We start from the raw sequence: 24,976 nt of genomic DNA on the forward strand, positions 1-24,976 counted from the left end.
CTGCCCGTTAGGACAGTCTCTTTTTTTAGGGACATATAAAAAAAGTTAACTTATAAAAAGTTAGATTGTAACGCAATATGCCGGAATTATTTCAATGATCATTACGGGAATCCGTAACCTTTGATTACATTATAAAAGAAGCTGCCTGAAAAGACAGCTTCCTTCATCGTAAAAAAAGTAAAAATTAATTCAGTTTCCCTCCCAGTGCTTTAAACAGCAGGACGTTATTTCTGGTATTCTGATGCTGGAACTGTAGTAAATCCAGTTCAGCAGTTAATTTGCTCTTCTGTGAATTGATCAGTTCAAAATAGTTGGCGTATCCGGTAAGGTACAGATCATTGGAAACCTCAACACCACGGTCTAGAAAGCCTACTTCTTCTGATTTCAGTTTCAGAACACGTTCATAGATCTTGGTCTGTTTCAAAATCGACTGCAGTTCATTAAAAGCTGTTGTGATACTTTTCTGATAGTTTAAAAAGGCAATTTCCTGCTCTTTGCTCGCTACCTTAAATTCATATTTCAGCTGCCCTTTATTGAAAACAGGAACCATTAATCCTCCCAACAACTGTCCAGCCAGTGAACTTGGTTTAAACAGGGTTTCAACGGAAAAAGAATTCAGTCCGAAACCGGCCCCCAGATCAATCTTGGGATAAAAAGCAGCTCTTGCAGCCTTTGCATCAGCCTGAGAAGCTTCTAAAACATAATAATTGGCAGCTACATCCGGTCTGGAATGGATCACATTTTCTACATTAATGGTTTTATTTAATACTTCCATATTGGTAGGCATCAGTATTTTACCGCGCTTCACCTCTCCGCCATAGCTTCCCGTTAATGTTGTAATCGCCTGCTCTACTGTAACGATTTCCACTTTGATATGTTCAATCTCTGCCAGCCAGTTGTTATTCTGGGCTTTAAACTGCTGTACTGCCAATTCCGTAGCTTTTCCCACTTCACGCTGGGCCAGAACAATTTCAAAGGCTCTTTGCTGAAGTTTATAGTTTTTCTGATAAATCGCAAGACGGTTATCTAAAGCAATCAGCTGATAATAGAGATTCGCAATATCTGTGAAAAGCTCTACCTGCAATAATCTCAATCCTTCCGTTGAAGCGAGATATTTCTTCTGCGCAGCAATCTTCTTATTTTTCAGCTTTCCCCAGGCATCAATTTCCCAGCTGCTTCTTGCTCCCAGCCAATAGTTAGGAGTAAAATCCCTGTTGATTTTCTGGTCTTCCGTAATATTAGGCGAAAGATTGGTATCATAGTTTCCCACACCTTCCATTGTATATTTTCCATAATGATTACCAGAAACCTCTGCTCCCACTTCAAGGGATGGCAGCAGATCCATCTTTGATCTCTGAAGGAAGCTGTTGGCAATTTCCACTCTTTGCCGGGCAATCTGGAAGTCCGGATTTGCCTGAACTACTTTATCAAAAAGCTCAAGCAGCTGCGGATCCGTAAAGTAAGCTTTCAGGTTGATCTGCCGGAACTCATCAGGGTTTTTATTTTGATCTGCTTTAATAATCTCTTCTGGTAATTGCTGAGCCTTTTTCAGCTCCGTTACTTTGGGAACAGCACACGAAACAAGGCTCAGTGATGCTATTCCGTACAATATATTTCTATGATTTAATCTTTTCATTTTTCTTCTTATTTTCAAGTTTTGCAAAGAATATATACAGTCCCGGAATCACCACCAGTCCGAAGATGGTTCCAATCAGCATTCCTCCTGCTGCTGCCGTACCAATGGAACGGTTACCGATGGCTCCGGCTCCTGATGCAATACACAAAGGAATAAGTCCTGCTACGAATGCAAAAGAGGTCATCAGAATCGGTCTCAGACGCTGCCTTGCCCCTTCAATAGCTGCAGGAATGATATCAAATCCCTGCTTATTTCTTGCCACGGCAAATTCTACAATCAGAATGGCATTTTTGGCCAGAAGTCCGATCAGCATGACCAATGCCACCTGGGCGTAAATATTATTATCAAGGCCCATTATTACCAAAGCGATATAGGAACCGAAAATTCCTGTCGGAAGGCTTAATAATACAGGCATTGGAAGAAGGAAACTTTCATACTGTGCCGCTAATAAAAGATACACGAATAAAAGACAGATCGCGAAGATATAAACGGTCTGGTTTCCTGATAGGATTTCTTCTCTTGTCATTCCTGACCATTCAATATCGAATCCTCTTGGCAAAGATTCTTTGGCTACACGTTCCACAGCAGCAATAGCATCCCCGGAGCTGTAACCGTCTGCGGGTTCTCCATTGATCATGGCCGACATATACATGTTGTACCTTGTAAGCACTTCAGGACCGTATACTCTTTCGATAGTAATGAAAGTGGAAAAAGGAACCATTTCGCCTTTATCATTTTTTAAATATAAATTCAGAATACTTTCAGGTGTATCTCTGTGTTCCGGACTTGCCTGCACCATCACTTTATACATCTGGCTGAAACGGATAAAGTTCGTAGCATAGTAAGATCCCAGCATCGTCTGCAGCGTAGACATCGCATTGTCTACCGAAACTCCTTTCTTTGCTGCCATATCATAATCCACATTGATCATGTACTGCGGGAAAGTAGCATCAAAACTGGTAAAACTGTTCTGCAGTTCGGGCGCTTCATTAAGTTTTTTAACAAAATCCTTGGTGATTTTATCTGTATTTTCAATCGTTCCTCCGGTTCTGTCCAGCAAACGCAACTCAAAACCACTGGTATTCCCGAATCCGGGAACGGTTGGCGGTGCAAAGATTTCTATCTGGGCATCTGCAATACCTTTTGTTTTATCAGAGAGTTCTGCAATGAGATCATTTACTGAAATACTTCTTTCTTTCCAGTCTTTCAGGTTGATCATCGCCATTCCGTAAGAAGAACCTGCAATTTCAGTTACGATACTGTACCCTGCAAGTGTGGTCACGTTTTCCACTCCTTTGATCTTCTTGGCAATAACCGTCACTTCATCCAACACCTTTTCAGTTCTTTCTACCGTTGCGCCCTGCGGAGTGGTAACACTTACGTACACCATTCCCTGGTCTTCCATTGGGATAAATCCGGTTGGCAGGAATTTGCTGGTCACAAAAGTAAGTCCTACAAATAGAAATAACAGCCCGAAAGTTACCGTAGTTCTTGTGGCAAATTTTGATAAAATACCTACATAACCATTCGTCAGTCTTTCAAAACCGGTATTGAAGCTCTGGAAAGCCCTGTCGATGATCGTTTTCTTCTTATTGTGGTCATGAGGTTTTAAAATAATAGCACAAAGTGCCGGAGTAAGTGTCAATGCATTCACCCCAGAAATCACGATACTGATGGCCAGCGTTAATGAAAACTGACGGTAAAATACTCCTACAGGACCATCCAGGAATGCCACGGGAATAAATACGGCAGACATTACGATCGTAATCGCTACTACCGCTCCTGCAATTTCTTTGGTAGCACTGATGGTGGCATCCATCGCATTCATTCCTTCTTCCATTTTCACGTGGACGGCTTCAACGACGACAATGGCATTATCGACGACAATTCCGATGGCCAGAACCAACGCAAAAAGGGTTAAAAGGTTGACAGAAAAATCCAGCATATTCATAAATGCAAAAGTTCCTACCAATGCTACCGGAACAGCCAGTACAGGAATTAATGTTGAACGCCAGTCCTGAAGGAAAATAAATACTACAATTCCTACCAGAATAAAGGCTTCAATAAGGGTTGTTAACACTGCACTGATGGAAGCATCAAGAAATCGGGAAACATCATAAGCCATGTTATATTCCATTCCCGGCGGAAAAGAAGTGACTTTTAATTCTTCCATTTTTGCCTTTACACTTTCAATCACTTCAGATGCGTTGGAACCCGGGCGCTGCTTCATCATAATGGATGCAGAAGGTCTTCCGTCTGTTTTGGAAACCATTCCGTAGTTCATGGCTCCAAACTCCACTTTAGCAATATCTTTAAGCTTTAAAATGGTTCCGTCCACATCAGATCTGATGGGAACTTCTTCATATTGTTTAGGCTCAAAAAACTTTCCTTTGTATTTTATAACATACTGAAGCTGGCTTGAGGTTTTACCAGAGGTTTCCCCTACTTTTCCAGGTGCAGCGGAAATATTCTGTTTTTGCAGGGAAGTGATTACCTCATCTGCAGAAATATTGTACGCTGCCATTTTCTGAGGATCCAGCCATACTCTCATCGAATATTCTTTCTGACCCATAATCTCAGCACGGCCTACTCCATCAATACGTTTCAGCTCCTGAAGGACGTTGATATCTGTAAAGTTATAAATGAACTGTTCATCCTGGCTCGGATCTGTACTGGTGATATTAAGGTACATCAGCATACTGTTCACCTCTTTTTCAGTAGTTACCCCGGCTCTGATTACTTCTTCAGGAAGTTCATCAAGAATAGTCGTTACTCTGTTTTGAACGTTTACTGCAGCCACATCAGGATCTGTTCCTACTTCAAAGAACACCTGAATAAGGGTAAGCCCGTCATTGGAAGTCACCGTAGACATATATGTCATCCCCGGCACCCCGTTGATGGCACGCTCCAGAGGAAGGGCTACCGCATTGGCAGACACTTCGGCGTTCGCTCCTGTATATTTTGCTGTAACGGTTACTGAAGGCGGTACAATATCGGGAAACTGGGTGATTGGCATTTTCAATAACGCCATAATTCCCAGCAATACAAATAATATGGAAATAACCAACGAAAGAACCTTCCGTCTTATAAACATTTCTACCATAGTCGATTGATTTAAAGATTATGAAAGGTTAATACTTCTTTTTGATTTTGATGATATCTCCATCTTTTAAAGACTGAGTTCCTTCATAAATGATTAAATCTCCTTTTTTAAGACCACTTTCCACCATATAAGAATCTCTCAGGGTAGTTCCGATCTTAATATTGGTCATTTTCACTTTATTCTGTTTATCTACTACAAAAACATAGGTCTTATCCTGAATGGAGAAGGTCGATTTTTGTGGAATAAGGATCGCATTATCCTGCTGTTCGGAAATGATAAGCTTTCCGGAAGTACCATGTTTGATCAAACGGTCCGGATTCGGGAAAAGCACTTTATAGCGGATAGAACCTGTAGTTCTGTCGATTTCCCCTTCGGCTGTTTTCAAAGCTCCGTTGAACTGGTAATTGACTCCATTAGGCAACGTCAATTCAATTTTTTGATGATTTCCGATTTTATCGTTAGCTAAAAGTTCAAAGTATAAGTTTTCAGGAATGGAGAAATAAGCATACACTTCGTTCAGTTGTGAAAGTGTGGTTAATAATGTTCCGTTTTCCACTAAACTTCCGTCTTTATGAGGAATCACGTCAATCACTCCATCAAAAGGTGCTGTAATTCTTGTAAAACTTATTTTCTGAAGAACCGTTCTCTTTTCTGCATCGGCAAAGGCATGTTTTGCTTTGGCAGAAGACAGTTTTGCCTTTACCATTTCCAACTCGTTATTGGCTACAAATTTCTTAGCATGAAGGCTCTGAATCTGCTTCAGCTCTACTTCTGCGATGCGGACATCTGCTTCAGTCTGTTTTAATGCTGCATTGGCTTTCAGAAGTTCCATTTGCAGCTCAGCATCATTGATTTTGAATAAAGCCTGTCCCTGCTGAACAAACTGTCCCTCGTTGACATAAATATGCTGGATAATACCTCCGATTCTGGAACGCATTTCAACATTTTTTTTAGCCTGGATATCGGTGACAAACTGGTTGCTCACCAATGTATCTTTTTCCTTGATTTCCAGTACGGGAACTTCTTTATCTTTTTGATTGTTTTTTTTCTTGTCTTTACTGCATGACACAGCGAATAATGTTGCAAGAATGCAAATTATTACAGTTTTAAAATACATTTTTAAATGTTTAAGTTATAAGATTTCCGTTAAAATGATTTGGCATTCAGAAACTTAAAACCTAATACAGCTGGAGGAGATGGAGAAAGGATTTAACGCCGCAAATCGTGGAAACCGCAATCTCAGGAAGGGAAATTTTTGGAATAACTTTTAATATTCCTGAAAAGTCTGCAATGGCAGAATCATTTTTTTTAACTGAATGTTTTACAATTTTTGAAGCAGCAGGCAGCGCATGCGTGTTCATATCTGCTTCCTCGTAAACATCCAGAACATGAATATTGGTTACAGGAGGAACATGAGGGATATTTCTCAATGATTTTTCCGCCCAATTCGAATTGAAAAGGGAAAAAACCAGTATGATATAGAATAAGAAAAATGACCTCAGACCTGCCATGTCAATCAGAATACTTTAGTTTTTCAGTAAAAACGATAGTTGTGCAAAAATAGGCATTTCTCCTGGAAAATCCGGCCATGGAATTGTTAAAAAAACTTAAACAATTAGTGAATAATTCTACTCATTCGTATTTGAATTCCTGAGGAATGACAATTGACCGCGAAGTTTATTCATGCAGTCTGCCATTCCGCAGAGAATATACCTCTGCAATTCAGAATAAAATAAGCAATGTAATATATCTGATTATTGACTCTTTTAAGTTTTGACTCTAAATTTTGCTTTTTTTATCCAAGCGGGCTAAAGCCCATTTCTATTGAGTATTTAGAACAATTTGCTCAGTATTCTAAAACGGTAATCAAAGATATGTTCCAGTTTCTTTTTCACGAAAAGATCGTGGACAATTTCTCCTAAAAATCCCATGGGAAGTTCATAGTCTATAGTATCCTTCATCAATACGCCTTCTTCATTGGAAATAAATTCATGATAGTGGTTCCATAGTTTGTACGGACCTTTTTTCTGAAAATCAATGAAACTTTTCTGAAAATCTACGTGGGTGATCTCCGTCCGCCACTTCATTTTGATACCGAATAATGGAGAAACATAATAATCGATGAGCATTCCTTCGTAGATTTCATCGTTTTCCATTTCAGTCAATACAATGAAGCCCATGTCTTTCGGAGTGATTTCTGAAAGATTGTTGGCTGAGGAAAAGAATTTCCATGCCGTTTCTATATCACAATTGAGCTGTTGTTCGCGGAAAAGGGTATGTTTCATAAGGTGGAATCAGTTAACACGATTGTTATGAAACAAAGGTAAAGATTTAATTATAGATCCACATCAGTACAGGTTTTCCCGATTTCTGAATCATCGGATCAATTTCCTTCATCGCGTTGTTGGAAACAGTCGGGCATCCCCATCCTTCGGGAGATCCGTTTGGGAAAACTTCATTATCGCTCATCATATCCCATGAATGAAAGACAATAAATCTTTTTAAAGCATTACTGTTGGTTTCTTCGAGGCCGTGCATGAGGTATTTTATATTGATTCCCCAGTCGCTGTAGCCTCTTCCTTCCAATTTATACTTTCCTAAAGATGAAAGGTGACTTCCATCCTCATTGCTGAAACCCGGATTGGCTTTAGAATCATCTTTACTCCATGAATTGGAACCGCAGCCATGTCCTACCAGATATTTCTTTGATATTTTATTATTTTTAAAATCCCAGATAAAAAAACGGTTAACACCGGAATGAAGGCTCATATCAATAAGAATGCAGAAGTCTTTGCTGAGGTTCTTTGAATTACAGAATTCCAATGCTTCTTCCGCTTTACTTTTTATTTTCGAAAGATCGGCTTCAGGCTTCTTTTCTGCCGCCAGAGGTCTATTGGTTATTATTGTATTGCTTTTCCTTTCCTGGGAACATGAACCCATCCAAAAGATGATAATGAACAACAGATAAATCCTCTTCATGTATTATTTATAGTGTTGAAAAATTCCGAAATCTGAAGGTGTCCAGAGTGCGGCTTTTTGTCCTGCAGCTTTTAAAGCGTTATTGCTCCAGGTATTGCAGGTATAAAGAAAGCTGTACGTTCCTTTTGCATCGTAAAAGGCATCATTATCACCGTATACGGCATCTGTTGGAATCAACATGAAGTTTCCGTTCTGGTCTCTGTCAAATTTATCTTCTACAAATTTTACCAGATTCTGATATTGATTTCTGCTGATCATAATCATTTTACAGTCGTCGCCTTCTTTCATCGTATTATAATAGGTACAGTGCATTGCGGAATCACTTAGCCAGAATGCAGCTTTTATGGCTGTTGAAAATTTCAGATCTGCCCATGTGGGAGTATCAAGATAAAACCCTTTGTCTCCCCATCCTATTCCTATATACTGATAATCTGTCTTTTTTGATCTGGTATTGGCAAAAGGAATTTTCCGGCTCCAGTCCTGAAGGTCATTTTTTACAGGCATTACGACATCGGTATGCACTCCGTTGGTATAAATATAGATTGGGATTTCTTTCTTCTGTCCGTCATCTTTTGCTGAAACGGGAATATAGGGAATCAGCAGCCCAAGGATGACATAAATAATCACAATTCCTAAAATAATTCCTAGCACTTTCAGGATATACATTAATATCGTTTTCACAGTCATGTTTTTTAACAAAATTTAATCTTTAATTTTTAGTAAAAGTATTTGTTTTAATCGAAAAAATGGCTATATTTAGTTACGAAATATTCATAAATATGCGTAAAAATACTAAATCCCAAAAAAGATTTAAAATAAGAGTAAAAACTGCTCCTAAAAGAATACAGAAAAGACGTTGATTTTCGGTGAGATTTTGATCTCCTGAAAATCAATTTTTCTTTATAGGAAAGGCTTTTTAAGAAACTTATTGATATAAATCTTCACCTCCTTAAAGCGAAAAATTTAAGGAATGGTCAATTATCAGCTTGGGTTTGGAACTTCAAAAAATTCCAAAAGAGGAATTGTCACCGAAAGTTCAAAGAAAAATCAGTCGGAAGTCTTCTGTAAAAACTCAATATTTCTCTTGAGACCAGCAAACTTGGTTCGTTTTACGGGAGATTTTCTGAAGATTTCCGAGAAAATTTCCTGGGTAAGTTCTTTCCACTCTCCTTTTTTAAAGTTTTTCAAGGCTTCATTGGGCTGGAAACGGCTCTGTTTATTGGGTGCAGAGAATCTGTTCCAGGGGCAGACATCCTGGCAGATATCGCAGCCAAACATCCAGTCTTCCATTTTATCTTTAAAATAATCCGGAATTTCATTTTTGAGTTCTATGGTTGCATAAGAAATGCATCGGCTTCCATCTATAATCTTTTCAGAAACAATGGCATCTGTGGGACATGCATCGATACATTTTCTGCAGCTTCCGCAATGATCTGTAGTGGCGTGGTCAGGAATCAGCTCCAGATCGCAGATGATTTCGGCCAGAAAATAAAAAGAACCGCTCTGTTTGGTAATGAGGTTGGCATTTTTCCCTACCCAGCCTATTCCTGATTTTTTGGCCCAGGCTCTTTCCAAAACCGGCGCAGAATCTACAAAGACACGAAATCCAAATTCCCCTATTTCTTTCTGCAGCTCTGCAACCATTTCACGGAGTATTTCTTTGATTACTTCATGATAGTCTTCTGCATAAGCATATTTTGAGATTTTAAAGTTCTCCAGCGTTGAAATTTTTTCTTCAGGAAAGTAATTGTAAGAAAGTGAAATCACAGATTTTGAACCTTCTACCAAAAGTCTCGGATCAAGTCTTTTGTCGAAATGATTTTCCATATACTTCATTTCGCCGTTATAATTATTCTTCAGCCATTTTTCAAGATGAGGAGCTTCTTCCTCCAGAAAATCAGCTTTGGAAATGCCACAACTCTGGAATCCAAAACTTTTTGCCCTGGATTTTATGAGTTGGGAATATTTTTCAGCGTCTGCATTCATTAATTTCACACTGCAAAATTAAGATTATTTTATCAATCTTCAGATTTCTGTCAAAGCATATCCCACTGATGGTTCTTTTCTGAAAAAATTATGTTTTAATTAGGATTTTTTTCAAAAAAAAAATACGTAATTTCGTTTCTAATTTAATGTTTAAATCAACAACTATGTCTTTAATAGAAGTAATACAATCAGGAAACTATGAATTAATCGACGTTCGTGAGCCAATGGAGCTTGAAATGGACGGTAATATAGATGGTGCTAAGAATATTCCTTTAGGTGAAGTAGAAGACAGACAGGATGAGATCCTATCTATTGAAAAGCCTGTTATCTTATTCTGCAGAAGTGGAAACAGAAGCGGAAAAGCATTGGATTATCTTAACGCTCAAGGATTAAAGGACGGTTACAACGGCGGAGGCTGGGCTGAGCTGAAGGCTGTTCTGGAAGCAAATCAGGGAACTTTTTAAAAGTTCCTTTTTTTTATATCTTATTTCTATGAATCTGAAAAACTATTTTGAAACGCTTTGTTCTTCTTTCACCGAAAACAAACAGCTGATCGACAGCCTGTGGAACGAACTTGAAACCAGATATTCTGAAAAAGGCAGACACCACCACAATCTTCTTCATCTTGAAAATATGTTCAGTGAACTTGAAGCTGTGAAAAGCGAGATTTCAGATTTTACAGCCATTTCTTTCTCCGTGTTTTACCATGACGTTATCTACGATGCTTCTTCTAAGTCTAATGAGGAGAAAAGTGCTTCCAAAGCAGAAAAAAGGCTTGGAGAACTTCATTTGAACAAAGACAGAATTTCACTCATTTCTGCGCAGATTCTGGCAACAAAATCACATCAACGTTGTGATGATGAAGACACCAATTATCTGCTGGATGCTGATCTTTCTGTATTGGGCAAAGATTTTAAAACGTATCTGGAATACACTCAGAATATCAGAAAAGAGTATTCTATTTACCCTGATTTCCTGTATAAACCGGGAAGAAAAAAAGTGCTCAAACATTTCCTTGAGCTTGAAAGTATTTTTAAAACAGAATATTTTAAGGAAAAATATGAAGCCCGGGCAAAAGAAAATATTGCTGCCGAACTTCAGTTATTGAAATAAAAATAGATCAATCTTTTTATTTAACAAAACAAATACACCCGTTAACAGGTGCCTTGTCTGATATTGTATATTAGAAATAATTGCTGATAAATCCGGCCGCTTTCTCCAATACAAGCTCAGGCACTTCTTTATGCGGTGTATGGCCTGTACCGGGAATGATATATTTTTCCGACCTTCCACTGACCTGAGCCACTGTTTTTTCTACCTGATCCAGTGTTCCGTATTCATCAGCCTCTCCCTGAATAAATAACAACGGAGCTGTAATATCTTTCAGGAAATACTCTATATTCCAGGTTCTGTAATCATCCCGTGTCCAGGTTTCTGTCCAGGCTCTGAAAAGCATTTCTACTTTATCACCATGATATTTCTGTAAACGTTCCGGAAGATTGGTCGTTTTGTAAGCTTCCCAGGCGTCGTAAACACCTTTTAAAGTTGTTTCTTCTACAAAAATATGACCAGCTTCACAGATAACGGCTTTTATTCTTTCGGGATATTTTGCAGCGGTGATCAAGGCTATCGTCCCACCATCACTGTGCCCGAACAGGACAACGTTATCAATATTCATTTCAATCAGTACATCATTCAACAGATCTGCTTCCAGTTCCATATAATGTACAGGTCTTTCATGAGTAGGCATGGGGAATGATTTTCCATATCCTAACCGGTCATAAGCAAGGGTATTGCATTGTGTCGCTCCGGATAATTTAGCCGGAAAATCTCTCCAAAGCTGCACAGATCCTAATGAATCATGCAGAAAAACAATCGTAGGCCTGTCCCGAAGCTGATTATTGTGTTCGATATATAATTTTTGTCCCTTTACATCAATTATCCTTCCTTCCATCGAATAAGATCATATTAAAAAACCGGCATTTTCGTTTCTTCAAATTCTTTTAAAAGATGACTGAAAACAGTTTCCACCGGAAGAATTTCATCAATTAAAGCAGAAACCTGACCTATTTCAAGTTCTCCCTCTTCCATATCTCCTTCAAACATTCCTTTTTTTGCTCTGGCTCTTCCTAAAGAGGCAATTAAAGCGTCTTTATCTCTTCCGTTCACATAAATATTTTCCAGCTCATTGAAGAATTTATTTTTAACCATTCTTACAGGAGCCAGTTCTTTCAACGTAAGGTGTGTATCTCCTTCCTGGAGTTCTGTAATTTTCTTTTTCCAGTTTTCATGGGCACTAGCTTCGTGGGTAGCAGCAAAACGGGAACCGATCTGTACACCGTCCGCACCAAGAATCATTGCAGCCTTAATTTGTGAACCTAAAGCAATTCCCCCGGCAGCGATTAACGGTTTAGAAATATGTTTCTTTACATTCGGAATAAGACAGAATGTGGTGGTTTCATCTCTTCCGTTGTGGCCTCCTGCTTCGAAACCTTCTGCAACAATGGCATCTACTCCGGCATCTTCACATTTTACAGCGAATTTGGTGGAAGAAACGACGTGAGCTACTTTTATTCCTTCTTTCTGAAGGGTTTCCGTATAGGTTTTCGGGTTACCGGCTGACGTAAATACAATTTTCACTCCTTCTTCAAGGATGATCTGAATAATTTCCTCAATATTAGGATATAACATCGGTACATTTACCCCGAATGGCTTATCTGTTGCGAGTTTACATTTCCGGATGTTTTCTCTCAGGATATCAGGATACATACTTCCTGCTCCTATTATTCCCAATCCTCCACAGTTGGAAACCGCAGAAGCAAGTCTCCATCCTGAATGCCAGATCATACCAGCCTGGATAATCGGATATTTAATAGTAAAAAGGTGTGAAATTCTATTGTGTGTTCCCTCCATGTCATGAAGTTTTTTTGCAGCGTTAAAATCTATAAAATTGCTCATGCGTAAAAATACTAAAAACAATGGTTTTCCGGGAAATATCTGTCAATATTTTCTATCATGGATTTTAGTATTTATAAAGTTTGATGATAAAAAAAACCTTCAGAAATTCTGAAGGTTTTGATTTTATTTTGTTAAGGATTGTTTCTTCCAGTTAGACTTAAAGTTACAGCTGTCGTAACGTCCGTCAATTGAAATAAAGGTTGTCGGTAACTTGGAGTTGACAAACTTTTCAACCATTTCACTTTTCTTTTTATTCAGTGCCATCTGCTTGATTCTGCTGAAGTCTGTCTCCAGAGTAATCTGGTGAGAAGGAATCACATCTTCCACTTTGATGATCTTGATTTGTTTTCTCTTGTTCTCTTCATCTTCAAAAGCAGTAGTAATATCACCTTTATTTAAACCTGCCAATTCGTAGCTGATTGTTCCGGGGATACTTTCTCTTTCAATTTTATCAGAACCATCGGCTCCAGGAATGATCCCGGCGTTGAATTTTGTTCTTTTATCATCTGAGAATTTAAAAGCCGCATCTTTGAATGTTATTTTACCATCGATAATAAGACCTCTGATACTGTCTAATTTTGCTTTTGCAGTTTTGATCTCATCATCAGTAGGAACAGCTTTCAACAAGATGTGTCTTGCATCATATACTTTACCGGATCTTTTCACCAACTGAATAATGTGAAATCCGAATTCAGATTCAACAGGATCTGAGATTTCATTTTCCTGAAGGTTCAATGCAGCAGCTTCGAATGGCTTCACCATCTGCCCTTTATTGATATTTTTATATAATCCTCCGTTGGCAGCTGACCCTTCATCTTCAGAATAAATTCTTGCCTGGCTTTCGAAAGTTTCCCCTCCGATAATATCCTGTTTGATTTTTTTTAGTCTGTTGATAAGGTCTTGTTTATGAGCTTCTGTAAGTGACGGGTAGATCATAATCTGAGCTAAAGTAACTTCATCTTTTACCTGTGGCAGCTGTGTTTTATACATATTGTAAAAATCAGTTACCTCATTTGGAGTTACGTCTGCTTTATCAGTAACTCTCTGGTACTTCGCCTGTCCGTAATACTGGTCTGTATCTATTTTTTCAATAGCATTTTTCAGTTCATACGCATTTCTGAACTTATAGGCTGCAAGCATTGTTTTTTCATCCGGAAACTGGGAAAGCATCTGACGGTATTTTGCATTAGCCTGTTCTTTGATTGCTGCAGAACGGTTTTCAATTAACGTATCTTTTTTTGCTTCGTATACAAGAAGTTTATTGCTGATAAGATTTTCCAGGAACTCACATTTGTCTGTGTTGGCAGCTCCCTGCTGTTTACCATAATTCATCTGCTCGATTACATCAGATTCCAATACAATCTCATCCCCGATAACAGCTGCAATGCCATCCACCAGATCTCCTTGTTTTAGCTGAGCATTCATCATATTTGAAGAGAATATCATGATGAAAATCCCAAGAAGAAAAGTTATTTTTAGTTTATTTGTCATTTTACTATTTTAACAAGTTGCAAATTTAGAATTCTTAACGAATTTCCTTCAATTTTTTATTATAAATATTTCTTAAAAAGACTTATTTATTGCAGTTCAACATCAAATGTTGTCAATTCTTTGAATTGTCTCAATCTGCTGAACATATCAGCTTCGTTTACTTCCTCTATCCTTTCTGTTCCGAATTTCTCTACGGTGAATGAAGCCATTGCAGATCCTACGATAAGAGCAGACTTCATCGTTTCGAAATCAATTTTTCCTTTTTTAGCAAGATATGCCGCGAAACCTCCGGCGAAAGTATCTCCGGCTCCTGTAGGATCGAAAACATCTTCTAAAGGAAGTGCCGGGATAGCAAATACTTTATTGTCATGGAAAAGTAAAGCTCCGTGCTCTCCTTTTTTAATGATCACATATTCAGGACCCATAGTGTGGATCTTTTTAGCTGCTTTCACTAAAGAATATTCTCCTGAAAGCTGTCTTGCCTCTTCATCATTGATGGTAATAACATCTGTTTTTGCAATCATATCCATTAAGATATCCCATGCAGAATCCATCCAGAAATTCATGGTATCAAGGATAACCAGCTTAGGACGGTTGTTCATTTTTTCAAGTACAGATAACTGAACTCCAGGGTGTAGGTTTCCAAGTAGTAAAATTTCGGCATCCTGCATTGAATCCGGGATTTTCGGATCAAAGTTCTCCAACACATTTACTTCTGTAGCCAAAGTATCTCTTGTATTCAGATCGTTGTGGTATTTTCCGGACCAGAAGAATGTTTTTCCTTCTTTCACGATTTCAATTCCTTCAATGTTTACATCTCTGTCTGTGAACATATCCAGATGTTCCTGTGGAAAGTCTCCTCCTACTACAGAAACAATTCCGGATTTAACGCCTAAAATTGATGAAGTGATCCCGATATAAGTGGCTGCACCTCCTAAAATTTTGTCCGTTTTACCAAATGGTGTTTCAATTGCATCAAATGCAACACTTCCTACAACTAAAAGTTTCATATATTTTTCAATGTATATTAAAAGTAATTATTTTTTCCATTCAAAAGTGTCCAGCAGATGTTTCATATCATTTTTGATATAATTTACTGCGGGAGCAAGAGAGTCCGGTTTTGGCCTCGTGTTAAAGTATAAGTAAGCAGTTACGAAGTGTTTCGTACTGTCTGTAATGTAGAATTGCAGATTGGAAGCGCTCTGCCCTTTCAGTTCATAGAAGTTCCCGTATACTTTCTTTTCAGGGTATTCGAAGGATTTTGTATCTATAGAACTGGCTTTGATGGTATGTTCATACACCATTTTTTCAGCTTCCTTGATATGGTCAGCAAAGTCGTTTTGTATCGGATAATAAGTAACGAAAAGCTTAGCTTTCATTTTCGGATAGTTCAGATAAAACCAGCAAGGTTTTTTGGCTGGCGTTATGGAAGCAAAGTCCGAATACTCAAAGGTATAGGCGCAATCGTTTTCAAACTTCTGGTATTTCGGTGCGGGATATTCAAGACGCAGTTCTCCATAAGGTTTTGGTGAAGGGTCTTTTCCACATGAAATTAAAAGCAGCGATACAAAAATAAAAATGACTTTTTTAATCATTTTGCAAAAGTACAAATTAGATTTCAGATTTCAGAAGACAAATTTCAGTCTTTCAGTGCGTTTTGAATGTAAATTTCCAAAGGCTTCGGAAAGGATTTTTCATGAGAGTCTTCAAGGTCTGTAATCAGGTATTGATTTTCAGCGATAAAATCATTCCATTGTTTTTCTGAAGTAACCTCGACATTCCAAATTTCAATGCTTAAATTCTTATGAGTCAGTTTATGGGTAACTGTTTTTGAACCTGTAATGAAGGGTTCCATATCGGAAGGAATAGCTGTGGGAAATTCAAATAATTTCTTCCATATGAAGTCATCTGCTCTCTGACGGATCAGAAACTGTCCTTTTTTATGAACAAAATAATAGGTCAAAGCAAGATCTTCTGCTTTTACTTTTTTTGTTTTTACAGGATAATCTGAAATTTTTTGCATGGAAAATGCCAGACAATCTTCATTTACAGGGCATTCTCCGCACAACGGATTTTTGGGTTTACAGATTTCCGAGCCGATATCCATCATAGCCTGATTAAAGTCTCCTACATTTTCCGGCATTACAAGGGCGGCCAGTTCAGAAAAATAGGTAAACGCTCTTGAATTTGAAATATCAAAATCATCGGCAAAAAGACGGCTCAGAACACGGTAGAAATTTCCGTCAACGGCAGGCATTCTTCCCCCGAAGCAGATGCTTGAAACAGCTGCTGCAGTATATTTCCCTACTCCTTTCAGTTTTAAAATTTCTTCATATTCGTGAGGAAAGACACCCTGATAATCGTTCATGATCTGCCGGGCCGCTTTATGAATATTGATGGCTCTTGAATAATATCCCAATCCTTTCCAATAGAGTAAAACTTCGTTTTCTTCAGCTTCTGCCAATGTTTTTACATCGGGAAATCGTTTAATGAAATTATTATAATGATTCAATCCCTGATTGATTCTCGTCTGCTGAAATACAATTTCACAGATCCAGATTTTGTACGGATCTTTTGTCTGTCTGAAAGGCAGATCTCTTGCATTATTTCTGTACCACTCCAAAAGCCTGTTTCCTATATGAAGGAATTCTGAACCTGTTCTATTTTTTTCCAAAAACCAATCTTATTTTAAATCATTGAAGAGATGATTTTCTCTTCATCCTGAACATTGTTTCTATGCTGCAAAGATAGGTTTATTTTATTTTTCCTGTTTTTGATGTTGAAGGAGTTTTTTTGTGAATCCGTTATTGTATAACTTTTTTACTCTTATCTATTCCTACTATTTGCGTATGAAAAAAAGATAAATAATTAAAAAGTTCTCATCAGGATATATAGTTTATGAACTAGTTGATATTTATTAGGATTTATTGATAATCATCATCTTGGGGTGAAGTTGTACTCTCGTTTTCTAGGCCACCGCTTTCAATATATTTTTTTAAATATGGATAACCAAAATAGTTGTGTTTTTTTAAAATATCTAGTACTTCAGGGTGATTCATTGTGCTTTTATTTTGAAGGTAGAACAATGTAGTAGCTTGCGAGTTCCAAGAATCCGTATTTAAACCTTTATAGTTGTTGAATGCAGGGATTTCTATATTGGATATATTTGCTACAATTTCAGCCTTTTCATCAGGTGAAAATAGAGATTTTATACTGTCATTATAAAGTATACCAATCACATAATTTGATAATGCAGAGACATATTTATCATTATTTTTAGTTGTGTTTTTTTCTATATACTTAAGTAAGTTTTTTCTAATACTTAGTTTTCCTTCACAATTTTTTACAAATAAAATATTTCCTATTTTTTGAGAGGATTCTGGCGTTTCTTTGGAATATTCTTGAAATAGATCATTTAGAATTACTTCATTTATTTTATCCTCTTTATCAAAGCCAAAATTTACAAGTAATATTTTTAAAAAATCCTTGTCATTAGCTAATAACCAAGCCAAGTCTCCTTTACTGTTGTTAAATAAATATTTGTTTCTAGCAATAATAGTTTGATTTAAATTTACTTTCAAATTATTGTTTTTTAACTCCACAATATCATTTAAAAGAGGCAGATCTGTTAAAATTTTAAGATTGGGATAAACATATATATGATCATAAGTGTAATCAAATTCTGTTTGTTTAATATTTTGTTCCTGTGACGAATTGACAAAATAAGTAGTGAAATTTTGATGCTGCTTTACTGAGGTACATGAACAATCTTCCTGTGTTTCAAAAATATCCTTAATTTGCTTTGAAAAAAAGCTGTTTTCAGGTACTTTATAACCATTTTCTTTCAATCCTTGTAAGGTTAACTCTCCACCTAATTCTAAATCTTTATCTATTAGCTTATACTGATTTGATGTATTTGTGTCATTTTCAGAAAGCTCAATTTTTTCTTGAAGCCTCATATGTTTTTTTATAAAATCTATATCATTATTTATATTTTCAACTGTTGTATTTTTCTCTTTATTTTGACAGCAAATAAGACTTGTTGCTGAAAAGAAAATGATTACAAATTTTTTCATTTTTTATTATTACTAATTATCTATATCCGATATGAAAATGATCTTGATGAACACCGGTAGCTTTGCCAGTTGTGTTCTTTATTCCCTTTTTATATGCGTAGTTTTTTATAAATTTCCATTTGACAGCTACATCTAATATATTTTCTAAATCTTTTATGAATGCTTCTTCATTTTTATATGTTTTCATAGCATCCTTCCAAAGTGTTTGTGCGCCATTTGTACTTCCTGGATATCTTATATCAACATCATTTCCTGCTATGTTGTGTCCCGCATGTCCAATATTTCTGCCATCGTAAGCCGAAATATCATTAAAATATAGTGCTTTTGAATACTTATTTAATGGTAAAGAGTAAAAGAAACCTAATAATGCAGCACAGACTTTTTCATTTACCCAGTTATCTCCACCTTTATCTCTTGTTCCAAACCTTCCCCAATTAGGTCCTGTTTCGGGAAAAGGTAAAAGATTGTTACTGTTTTTTTTGATATTATAAGTTTTGATTTTCTGCCCTGATTGATAAATGTTATATTCATAATCCATACTATCGGATTTTGTGGTTATTTTTTTAACTTCAAAAGTATCTACATTAATGTCATATTGATTTTTATCTCCTTTTTCTGTATCATTATCTTTCTTTCCATATATGCATTCGTTTACTTTAAATAAAATAGATGTTATTTCATCGAATGATTTTTTCTTTCCCTTCCAATCTACATCTGTTCCAATTAATTTTGAAATTAAATTTACATTTTTTTCTCCATTAGCTTTTTTCTGAATTGTTCTTTCATCTGCAACCCAGTATCCCATACAAGCTAGCATTGCAACTTCTGCATTAGTGCCTACTTTATTAGCTCCTTCATCAGATATAATTTCAATATTAGCATATTTTTCAGTGTATTTACTAGCTGCTGTATAATTATTTCTACCTGTTAGTTGAATGAATCCTCTTCCTCGGTATCTCCAACCATCTCCATCTTTTGTATTTCCTAATTTGGCTTTAACTGGACGGTTCTTATCATCATATACTAAATTTGCTATCATCTCCTGATTAGCTTTTTGTATACCATTATCATTCGCTTTGTTTAAATCTTTTCGACCATATTTATTAGCATCTTCTTTATGAATGTCAAAATATGAGAAAGGCCGACTTTTAAATTCCCCGTCAAGATAGTAGCCTCCTATTTTTTTTATTGGGTCTCCCTTAACCCAATTTTTGCCTTTATATCTGTCACCTTCAATTAATCTCTTAACAGAATAATTTAAGCCTTCATCTTTAATATGTAAAGATGTTCCAGCTTCTATTCTGGTTTGTGCAAAAAAATGAGCCTTATTCCAACATGTATTCATCTGAAATTTTGACATATATTTATTATATGCTTCCATGACTGATTTAAGTTTAGTTTCATCTTGACAGTCAGGGAATATTTTTTTCATTTGATCTAAAGTAACATCTTTGTCACAATTCGGACATTTTCCGGTTTCAGGTTTAGGAGCTTGAGTCTTCTGCACCACCACCGCACTCTTCACCTTCTCCATTTCCATCAGTCCATCCGAATTTACCCCAAATTTCTGAGATTCTGCAGAAAGATCTTTGGAGATAATTTCTATAAAATAGTTTTGTGTATAGGAATTCAGATTGCCGATAGGAAAGCCTATTCCTTTTTCAGAACTCACTTTTGTAATGATAAATCCTGAGGTATCATATACATCGGCAGGAATTTTAATCATTGCACTTCTATAAACTTCATGAGTGGATGTGGAATCATATTTCCAGATGACATATTGGATGTGTTTTCCCACCATATTTTTGGAGTGAATTCTGACCCTAACTTTATCTCCTACAGCTACTTTGGAAAGCTCTTTTCCTGTATCATCAATGAAAACCGCTTCTATAATATTACCTTTAGGATCCGGCTGTTTGGGACCACCTTCTGGTCCGACAGGAAATTTTGGTGTGTGTTTCTCAGGCTGCGGCTTAGGTTTGGGTTGAGGTTGTCCCTTATAATCAGGGTTGACTACATCTACATTCACCTGGCTGGCTCCCTGAATTTGCCCTGAATAAGTGGCTGTAACATAATATTCATGATTCGCGCCTTCATTTCTGTCACCTTTCATCAGAAACTGATTAGCCATCTGACGAAGAATTTTTTCATCAGACATTAAATGAATAGATACTTCCGCAATTCCTTTTTCATTGACGCGAGCCTTATAGCTGCGGATGTGACGGTTGTTTTTGTTAATACCGGCATCGTGCCCTTTTCCAGGAGCGTCATCTTCCCAAAGGTGAAATTCAATTTCTTTATTAAACATTGCGATGCAGTGAGCCTGCGCAATAAGAGTATCACGGTAGCTGGCCGTATTGAAATCTTTTGTTCCTCTGTTAAAGAGGACTACTTTATCAATCTTCGGAACCTTGTTGCTGATAGGAACTATTATAAGGCTGCCAGCCAGTTCCCTGGTAACAGGAAGGCCGGGTAAAATCCCTTTTTTAATTTCATACACCTTCATTTGAAATTCTACTCCCAGCGCTATTTCTCCAAAGTTGTATGTCACTTTTTCACCGGTCTTGGGCTTTCCGGTGATGTCTTTCCAGCTTCCGTTTTTCTGTTTCTTATAAAGATACCATTCAAAGTCCCCATTCAGTACAAATGAAAGTACTGAAGGCTTTATTTCGTAGGAACATGTTGTTCCAACCCGAGGATTCTGATCCCCGGCAATATTTCCTGTCATCGCTGATAGAATTTAAATAGCTTTCAGTCGGAAGTTATTGGGACAGGTACTACTTTTCAGATTAAATTGTAGGAGAGGATGAAGGATTATATCCTCATACAGAGTTACATTCTTTTTCATTTTGTTTTTGTGTTTGTTCAAAAACAAAAGTAAAAAAAATCATGATATAGTGATATAAAAAACCTGAATTTAAAGTTAATTCTTCTCAACAGAATATACCGGAGCCGCTTTTAACCACTGATACTTAAGGTTTCTGTCTTTGGCTATAAAACGATACCCTTCAAGCTTCTTCAGATACACATACATAGAATCTGTATTTTTGATCTTTAATTTGTATTGAGATAAAAACAGCATTGGCATATCTACCATAGAATCTCTTACTGTTTTCAATACTTTTCCGGATTTTACTTTATAGAGATAGAATGATTTTCCGCGGCCTTTTGAACTGTCTGAAAGTTTTACCTCTGAACTTGCAAGTACGAGTTCACTTCCATCAAAACATTCATCTTCATTCATGATGTATGCTTTTCCTTCCTGACGTTCCTGTGCGAAAAGATCATTTTCGTAAGTGCCCGGACTTTGGTATTTTTTTTCACAACTTATCAAAAGCACCATTGATAACATAGGTAAACCAATGATAAGTTTCTTATTCATATTCAATTTCATAGGTGTTGGTTGAAAAAAAACCGATGTAATATTGCATCGGTTTTTGTTATGTAAAGTATGTTTATGTTACTCCTGAGTATATTCTGCATCCCATTCGTTACCATCATCTCCTTTGTGTCCGTCCAATTTAATAACGAAACTTTTTGTAGGGAAATAAGGGGTCATACGGATATCCAGCCATACTCTGTCTTTGTTTACTCTATCCTGCTCGAAACGAACAATTTTGAATTTCTCGATCAGCTTGTCCGGTCCTTTGATATTGTCAAGGAACGTTACAATCTGTCTTCTTAAATCGTCTTCGTTTTTAGCATTCCAGTTTTCGAAAGCTCTTCTGTTAAGGAAATCAAGTAATACTTTGGTTACATAGTCGAATACACGAACTACGGAATACGTCTGAAGACCGATATTGTCTCCTGTAAATAAGGTCTTCGCTGAGAAAGCCATAATTTTTCCGTATTCGTTAACCATTGGTACAAGACCCATTTTTTCCAGCTGAGAAATTTCACTTTTCTTAAGCTCGAATTTTACAGCGTCTACTTCGTTGATATTACCATGTTTTTTACCTGCTGCTACCTGAGACATCAGTGTTTTATGGATTTTTCCTGCTAATGAAGTGGAAGGTGGAAGTTCTACGTTTTCTTCTTCCCCCACTTCTTCAGCTTTACCACGTCCTACCAGCCAGTTACACGTCATAATAACGTTACTTCTGTGAAGCTCACCTCCTGTAAGGTTGGCAGAGTGGAATAAGTCTACTACATCATCCGGCTTATCAAGGTTGGCGAAGTCTGTAACCATCATTACTTTGTTTTCGTTACAGATTTTTGCCCACTTCTCGATGACCTTGTTTGATCCTAAATATCCAGGTATGGCAAGGATTGAGTAGTTATCTCTAAGGTCAAGACGATCATAATAATTTTTGAATTCTTCTGAAATAGCATCAATGAACAAAGGATTATCCAGATCGGAAACCTGCTCAAGGCTTGCATTGACGATACTTACGTTATCCACTTTATCCAATTCCGTATTTTTATAGAATTGAGCTACTGTTCTGTAGTTGGTTTCCAGCATACGAACAGCATCCAGTGTATTTTTTAAGTTTTTCTTTAAATTCTCGTCGGCCTGTTGTGCTTTACTTTTGCACGTATCAGCCATTTTATCAGCAGATTCGCTACCTTCTAAAAGGTTTACCCAAAGGTTGATCTTCTGAAGAAGTTCTTTTCTTTCTTCTGCTTTATTGCTATCGTTCAGGAAGATTTCTTTTCTTGCCTTTCTTGTGGGGTTCATATTGGCAATACCGTCTACAACGGATTCAACAAAGCCAAATCCTCCCATTTTATTGAGCTCTGCAAGCGGGTTACCCTTCGGCTGCCCTGCGTGTTGCTGCTGACCCTGCTGCTGGCTTTCTTGTGCCTGTAATTTGCTATCCATGATTTAATGTAAGTCTTTAATTATTTTTCAAGTTCTTGTGCCACTTCTTTCAATACCTCTATGAACGCCGCTCTTGTCTGATCGTTCTCCAGCATATTGCGCAGAATTTTGTTTGTTTTCAGCTGACGTACTATTTTATTGTACTGCTCCTGTTCCATGCTCAATTGCTGCAGATAATCTGACTTCTGAGTAAGGCTTTTAGGGGTAAAGTCTCCAAGGTTTTGAAAACGGAATTCTTCTTCTACCACTCCACCATCTTCTGTTTCGTGCTGTACCGATACTGAAGGCTGGAAATGTCTGAAAACGTCTTCCACTGTTTTTAATCCTGTTACGATTTCAGGGGTATAAGACTCTTCTGTTGTAAGCTGGCTTACTATCAGTGATTTATTTTCCTGTATTTCCTGAATAGCTTCATTAGCGTCTACTTTTACCTCGTTTCCGCCAACACCATAATTAAACATTGCCATATTATTGTTATTTTGAGATTTACTATTTTGGTTTGGATCTGTCCTCGAGTAATTTACCGATGAATCAAATAAATTACCAATCCAATGTTTAAATTTAAAAAAAAACTGTAACATACAAAATTTTACTAAGATTTTTCTTGGATCATCTAAATTCTTCTGCATTTATTCAACATAAAATCACCGTATTACGATATCACTAAGCTATGAAAAAATAAATAAAGTCTTCCAAGAAAAATAAAATAAAATTTTTGTCCGCTTTACTCTTTTAAAAACATGTCTGATAAATGTTAAAATAAGAATTGCTAAGATTTTACAAAAAATTATTCTTTATATTTAAACAAAGTGAACAGTGTCATGAAAGATGTAAAAATAGCATTCAGAAAACCGATATTTCCAGTTTCAGAAGCATTACAGCAATATTTGGAAAAGTACAACAGAACCACCAAAATTAAGTTTCTGTATGAAGATCTTTTGAGATTTAATGATAGTGTGAGTATTCTGGATAAGGAAGGAAAAGATACCTTATGGCTTGGAGTATTGTATTCTGAATATGAGTTTAAAGAAATAGAAGCTAATTTAAATAAAATTTACACCCTCCTTCATTCTGATGGAGATACCGCTACGCTACCTTATCTGACAGTGGATACCATCGATTTTTGTACTTTCGGAAATTCAAAACCCTTCCGGATCCGGGTGAGAAATGTACTGAATGATAATTATACCTATTTTTATATTAAACAGGCTGATGCTTCCCGGATATTCGGGCTGGAACTTGAAGACCTGCTTTCTCCCAACCGGATTAACTTTCTGGTGTATAAAAACACTCTGATTGAAGAGCATATCCTAGGAATTCCCGGGGATGTCTTTATTCAGAAACATCTGCCCAACTGTACAGAACTGGAAAAAGCACAGATCTCCAAGGAATTTGTGAAATTCAATGAACGCTGCCTTATCGGGCTTCTTGGGGACATGCGTTCTTATAATTATGTGGTGATTCCCATCCATGATTTCGACCAGGTGATTTACAGAATCCGCCCCATCGATTTTGATCAGCAGACTTACGAGGGAAATCTGAAAGTATACCTTCCCCAGTATTTTAAAGAAAACAATCAGATGGTGAATATGGTTCTGGAAAAACTAAAGCCAAGTTCTATAGAACAGTACCGTAAGGAAGTGCGTTCGCAGATCGTAAAAAGAGTTACGAGCAGCCAAAACAGGTTTTATGAGCTCATTTCTATTATGAAAAAAGATAATATTGCGCCGGAAGCCAATGTCATAGAACTAAGGACAGCCTTACAAAAACTCACCTACGATGTCAATTTCAAGTATTGTAAAACCATGGGAGATATTATGGAAACCGGAATAAAGTTTGTGCTCCGGAACTATAAGAAAGAATATTAAAAAGAGAATCCGCCTCAAGTGAGGCGGATTCTTTCTTGTCTAACAATTTAAGGTAAA

At 36.9% G+C, this 24,976-nt stretch carries 22 protein-coding genes; 3 read left to right on the forward strand and 19 right to left on the reverse strand.

All coding sequences use genetic code 11. The features are described 5' to 3' along the window. Positions 1-184: 184 nt before the first annotated feature. The 8 genes from AB1278_RS17890 to queG form a co-directional block, all read right to left on the reverse strand. The gene (locus tag AB1278_RS17890) at positions 185-1,636 is read right to left on the reverse strand and encodes a TolC family protein (RefSeq protein ID WP_429816155.1); all 1,452 of its coding nucleotides are present in this window, start codon (positions 1,634-1,636) and stop codon (positions 185-187) included. Beyond that, entirely contained in the window at positions 1,617-4,739 is a 3,123-nt protein-coding gene (locus AB1278_RS17895) for an efflux RND transporter permease subunit (RefSeq protein WP_330745565.1), read from the reverse strand. Before AB1278_RS17895 ends, AB1278_RS17890 begins: the two co-directional genes overlap by 20 nt. Positions 4,740-4,767: 28 nt before the next feature. Beyond that, positions 4,768-5,856 carry an efflux RND transporter periplasmic adaptor subunit gene (locus AB1278_RS17900; protein WP_110009172.1) on the reverse strand — a complete coding sequence of 363 codons (1,089 nt, stop codon included), beginning with the start codon at positions 5,854-5,856 and terminating at the stop codon, positions 4,768-4,770. Between the two features lie 61 nt (positions 5,857-5,917). Then, positions 5,918-6,250, reverse strand: coding sequence for a hypothetical protein (locus AB1278_RS17905; protein ID WP_202839668.1), 333 nt, complete (start codon positions 6,248-6,250; stop codon positions 5,918-5,920). A 321-nt stretch (positions 6,251-6,571) separates the two neighbouring features. Continuing rightward, positions 6,572-7,024, reverse strand: coding sequence for an SRPBCC family protein (locus tag AB1278_RS17910; protein ID WP_429816159.1), 453 nt, complete (start codon positions 7,022-7,024; stop codon positions 6,572-6,574). A gap of 46 nt (positions 7,025-7,070) precedes the next feature. After that, entirely contained in the window at positions 7,071-7,718 is a 648-nt protein-coding gene (locus AB1278_RS17915) for a murein L,D-transpeptidase catalytic domain-containing protein (RefSeq protein ID WP_429816162.1), read from the reverse strand. Between the two features lie 3 nt (positions 7,719-7,721). After that, a complete protein-coding gene (locus AB1278_RS17920; protein WP_429816165.1) occupies positions 7,722-8,405 on the reverse strand; it encodes a TIGR02117 family protein in 684 nt (227 codons plus the stop codon). A 360-nt stretch (positions 8,406-8,765) separates the two neighbouring features. Further along, positions 8,766-9,704: a tRNA epoxyqueuosine(34) reductase QueG gene (gene queG, locus AB1278_RS17925; RefSeq protein WP_429817395.1), complete on the reverse strand. Its 939-nt coding sequence runs from the start codon at positions 9,702-9,704 to the stop codon at positions 8,766-8,768. A gap of 164 nt (positions 9,705-9,868) precedes the next feature. Here queG and AB1278_RS17930 point away from each other — a divergent pair, with 164 nt between their 5' ends. After that, a complete protein-coding gene (locus AB1278_RS17930) occupies positions 9,869-10,168 on the forward strand; it encodes a rhodanese-like domain-containing protein (protein ID WP_047377132.1) in 300 nt (99 codons plus the stop codon). Positions 10,169-10,196: 28 nt separating this feature from the next. After that, positions 10,197-10,817 (forward strand): HD domain-containing protein, encoded by a 621-nt coding sequence (locus AB1278_RS17935; RefSeq protein ID WP_429816168.1) that lies wholly within the window; start codon positions 10,197-10,199, stop codon positions 10,815-10,817. Between the two features lie 70 nt (positions 10,818-10,887). Here the strand turns inward: AB1278_RS17935 and AB1278_RS17940 are convergent, their stop codons facing one another. The 11 genes from AB1278_RS17940 to AB1278_RS17990 form a co-directional block, all read right to left on the reverse strand. Continuing rightward, positions 10,888-11,658 carry an alpha/beta fold hydrolase gene (locus AB1278_RS17940; protein WP_429816171.1) on the reverse strand — a complete coding sequence of 257 codons (771 nt, stop codon included), beginning with the start codon at positions 11,656-11,658 and terminating at the stop codon, positions 10,888-10,890. 14 nt (positions 11,659-11,672) lie between these two features. Beyond that, positions 11,673-12,662 (reverse strand): NAD(P)H-dependent flavin oxidoreductase, encoded by a 990-nt coding sequence (locus AB1278_RS17945; protein WP_429816174.1) that lies wholly within the window; start codon positions 12,660-12,662, stop codon positions 11,673-11,675. A gap of 123 nt (positions 12,663-12,785) precedes the next feature. Continuing rightward, positions 12,786-14,153, reverse strand: coding sequence for a peptidylprolyl isomerase (locus AB1278_RS17950; protein WP_202839682.1), 1,368 nt, complete (start codon positions 14,151-14,153; stop codon positions 12,786-12,788). 86 nt (positions 14,154-14,239) lie between these two features. Continuing rightward, positions 14,240-15,163: a PfkB family carbohydrate kinase gene (locus AB1278_RS17955; protein ID WP_079240824.1), complete on the reverse strand. Its 924-nt coding sequence runs from the start codon at positions 15,161-15,163 to the stop codon at positions 14,240-14,242. A gap of 27 nt (positions 15,164-15,190) precedes the next feature. Beyond that, entirely contained in the window at positions 15,191-15,748 is a 558-nt protein-coding gene (gldD, locus tag AB1278_RS17960; protein ID WP_110009162.1) for a gliding motility lipoprotein GldD, read from the reverse strand. A gap of 44 nt (positions 15,749-15,792) precedes the next feature. After that, positions 15,793-16,827 (reverse strand): A/G-specific adenine glycosylase, encoded by a 1,035-nt coding sequence (gene mutY / locus AB1278_RS17965; RefSeq protein WP_343643918.1) that lies wholly within the window; start codon positions 16,825-16,827, stop codon positions 15,793-15,795. A 250-nt stretch (positions 16,828-17,077) separates the two neighbouring features. After that, positions 17,078-18,229 carry a hypothetical protein gene (locus AB1278_RS17970; RefSeq protein WP_216445118.1) on the reverse strand — a complete coding sequence of 384 codons (1,152 nt, stop codon included), beginning with the start codon at positions 18,227-18,229 and terminating at the stop codon, positions 17,078-17,080. A 16-nt stretch (positions 18,230-18,245) separates the two neighbouring features. After that, complete coding sequence (locus tag AB1278_RS17975) at positions 18,246-20,957, reverse strand: glycoside hydrolase family 19 protein (RefSeq protein WP_429816179.1); 2,712 nt, start codon at positions 20,955-20,957, stop codon at positions 18,246-18,248. A 195-nt stretch (positions 20,958-21,152) separates the two neighbouring features. Next, complete coding sequence (locus AB1278_RS17980; protein WP_238349606.1) at positions 21,153-21,611, reverse strand: hypothetical protein; 459 nt, start codon at positions 21,609-21,611, stop codon at positions 21,153-21,155. Between the two features lie 78 nt (positions 21,612-21,689). Next, positions 21,690-23,051: a DUF5458 family protein gene (locus AB1278_RS17985; protein ID WP_062676366.1), complete on the reverse strand. Its 1,362-nt coding sequence runs from the start codon at positions 23,049-23,051 to the stop codon at positions 21,690-21,692. Between the two features lie 20 nt (positions 23,052-23,071). Beyond that, a complete protein-coding gene (locus AB1278_RS17990) occupies positions 23,072-23,518 on the reverse strand; it encodes a type VI secretion system contractile sheath small subunit (RefSeq protein ID WP_041461881.1) in 447 nt (148 codons plus the stop codon). A 354-nt stretch (positions 23,519-23,872) separates the two neighbouring features. Between AB1278_RS17990 and AB1278_RS17995 the strand changes: the two genes are divergently transcribed. Further along, positions 23,873-24,919: a hypothetical protein gene (locus AB1278_RS17995; protein WP_227944041.1), complete on the forward strand. Its 1,047-nt coding sequence runs from the start codon at positions 23,873-23,875 to the stop codon at positions 24,917-24,919. The last annotated feature ends 57 nt before the right edge of the window (positions 24,920-24,976 follow it).

Source organism: Chryseobacterium sp. NRRL B-14798, assembly GCF_050470705.1.
Taxonomy (GTDB): domain Bacteria; phylum Bacteroidota; class Bacteroidia; order Flavobacteriales; family Weeksellaceae; genus Chryseobacterium; species Chryseobacterium cupriresistens.

Excerpts from the sequence above, each read along its gene's own strand:
- AB1278_RS17890 (WP_429816155.1), bottom strand. The coding sequence starts at position 1,636 with ATGAAAAGATTAAATCATAGAAATATATTGTACGGAATAGCATCACTG.
- AB1278_RS17895 (WP_330745565.1), bottom strand. The coding sequence starts at position 4,739 with ATGGTAGAAATGTTTATAAGACGGAAGGTTCTTTCGTTGGTTATTTCC.
- AB1278_RS17900 (WP_110009172.1), bottom strand. The coding sequence starts at position 5,856 with ATGTATTTTAAAACTGTAATAATTTGCATTCTTGCAACATTATTCGCT.
- AB1278_RS17905 (WP_202839668.1), bottom strand. The coding sequence starts at position 6,250 with ATGGCAGGTCTGAGGTCATTTTTCTTATTCTATATCATACTGGTTTTT.
- AB1278_RS17910 (WP_429816159.1), bottom strand. The coding sequence starts at position 7,024 with ATGAAACATACCCTTTTCCGCGAACAACAGCTCAATTGTGATATAGAA.
- AB1278_RS17915 (WP_429816162.1), bottom strand. The coding sequence starts at position 7,718 with ATGAAGAGGATTTATCTGTTGTTCATTATCATCTTTTGGATGGGTTCA.
- AB1278_RS17920 (WP_429816165.1), bottom strand. The coding sequence starts at position 8,405 with ATGACTGTGAAAACGATATTAATGTATATCCTGAAAGTGCTAGGAATT.
- queG (WP_429817395.1), bottom strand. The coding sequence starts at position 9,704 with ATGAATGCAGACGCTGAAAAATATTCCCAACTCATAAAATCCAGGGCA.
- AB1278_RS17930 (WP_047377132.1), top strand. The coding sequence starts at position 9,869 with ATGTCTTTAATAGAAGTAATACAATCAGGAAACTATGAATTAATCGAC.
- AB1278_RS17935 (WP_429816168.1), top strand. The coding sequence starts at position 10,197 with ATGAATCTGAAAAACTATTTTGAAACGCTTTGTTCTTCTTTCACCGAA.
- AB1278_RS17940 (WP_429816171.1), bottom strand. The coding sequence starts at position 11,658 with ATGGAAGGAAGGATAATTGATGTAAAGGGACAAAAATTATATATCGAA.
- AB1278_RS17945 (WP_429816174.1), bottom strand. The coding sequence starts at position 12,662 with ATGAGCAATTTTATAGATTTTAACGCTGCAAAAAAACTTCATGACATG.
- AB1278_RS17950 (WP_202839682.1), bottom strand. The coding sequence starts at position 14,153 with ATGACAAATAAACTAAAAATAACTTTTCTTCTTGGGATTTTCATCATG.
- AB1278_RS17955 (WP_079240824.1), bottom strand. The coding sequence starts at position 15,163 with ATGAAACTTTTAGTTGTAGGAAGTGTTGCATTTGATGCAATTGAAACA.
- gldD (WP_110009162.1), bottom strand. The coding sequence starts at position 15,748 with ATGATTAAAAAAGTCATTTTTATTTTTGTATCGCTGCTTTTAATTTCA.
- AB1278_RS17970 (WP_216445118.1), bottom strand. The coding sequence starts at position 18,229 with ATGAAAAAATTTGTAATCATTTTCTTTTCAGCAACAAGTCTTATTTGC.
- AB1278_RS17975 (WP_429816179.1), bottom strand. The coding sequence starts at position 20,957 with ATGACAGGAAATATTGCCGGGGATCAGAATCCTCGGGTTGGAACAACA.
- AB1278_RS17980 (WP_238349606.1), bottom strand. The coding sequence starts at position 21,611 with ATGAATAAGAAACTTATCATTGGTTTACCTATGTTATCAATGGTGCTT.
- AB1278_RS17985 (WP_062676366.1), bottom strand. The coding sequence starts at position 23,051 with ATGGATAGCAAATTACAGGCACAAGAAAGCCAGCAGCAGGGTCAGCAG.
- AB1278_RS17990 (WP_041461881.1), bottom strand. The coding sequence starts at position 23,518 with ATGGCAATGTTTAATTATGGTGTTGGCGGAAACGAGGTAAAAGTAGAC.
- AB1278_RS17995 (WP_227944041.1), top strand. The coding sequence starts at position 23,873 with ATGAAAGATGTAAAAATAGCATTCAGAAAACCGATATTTCCAGTTTCA.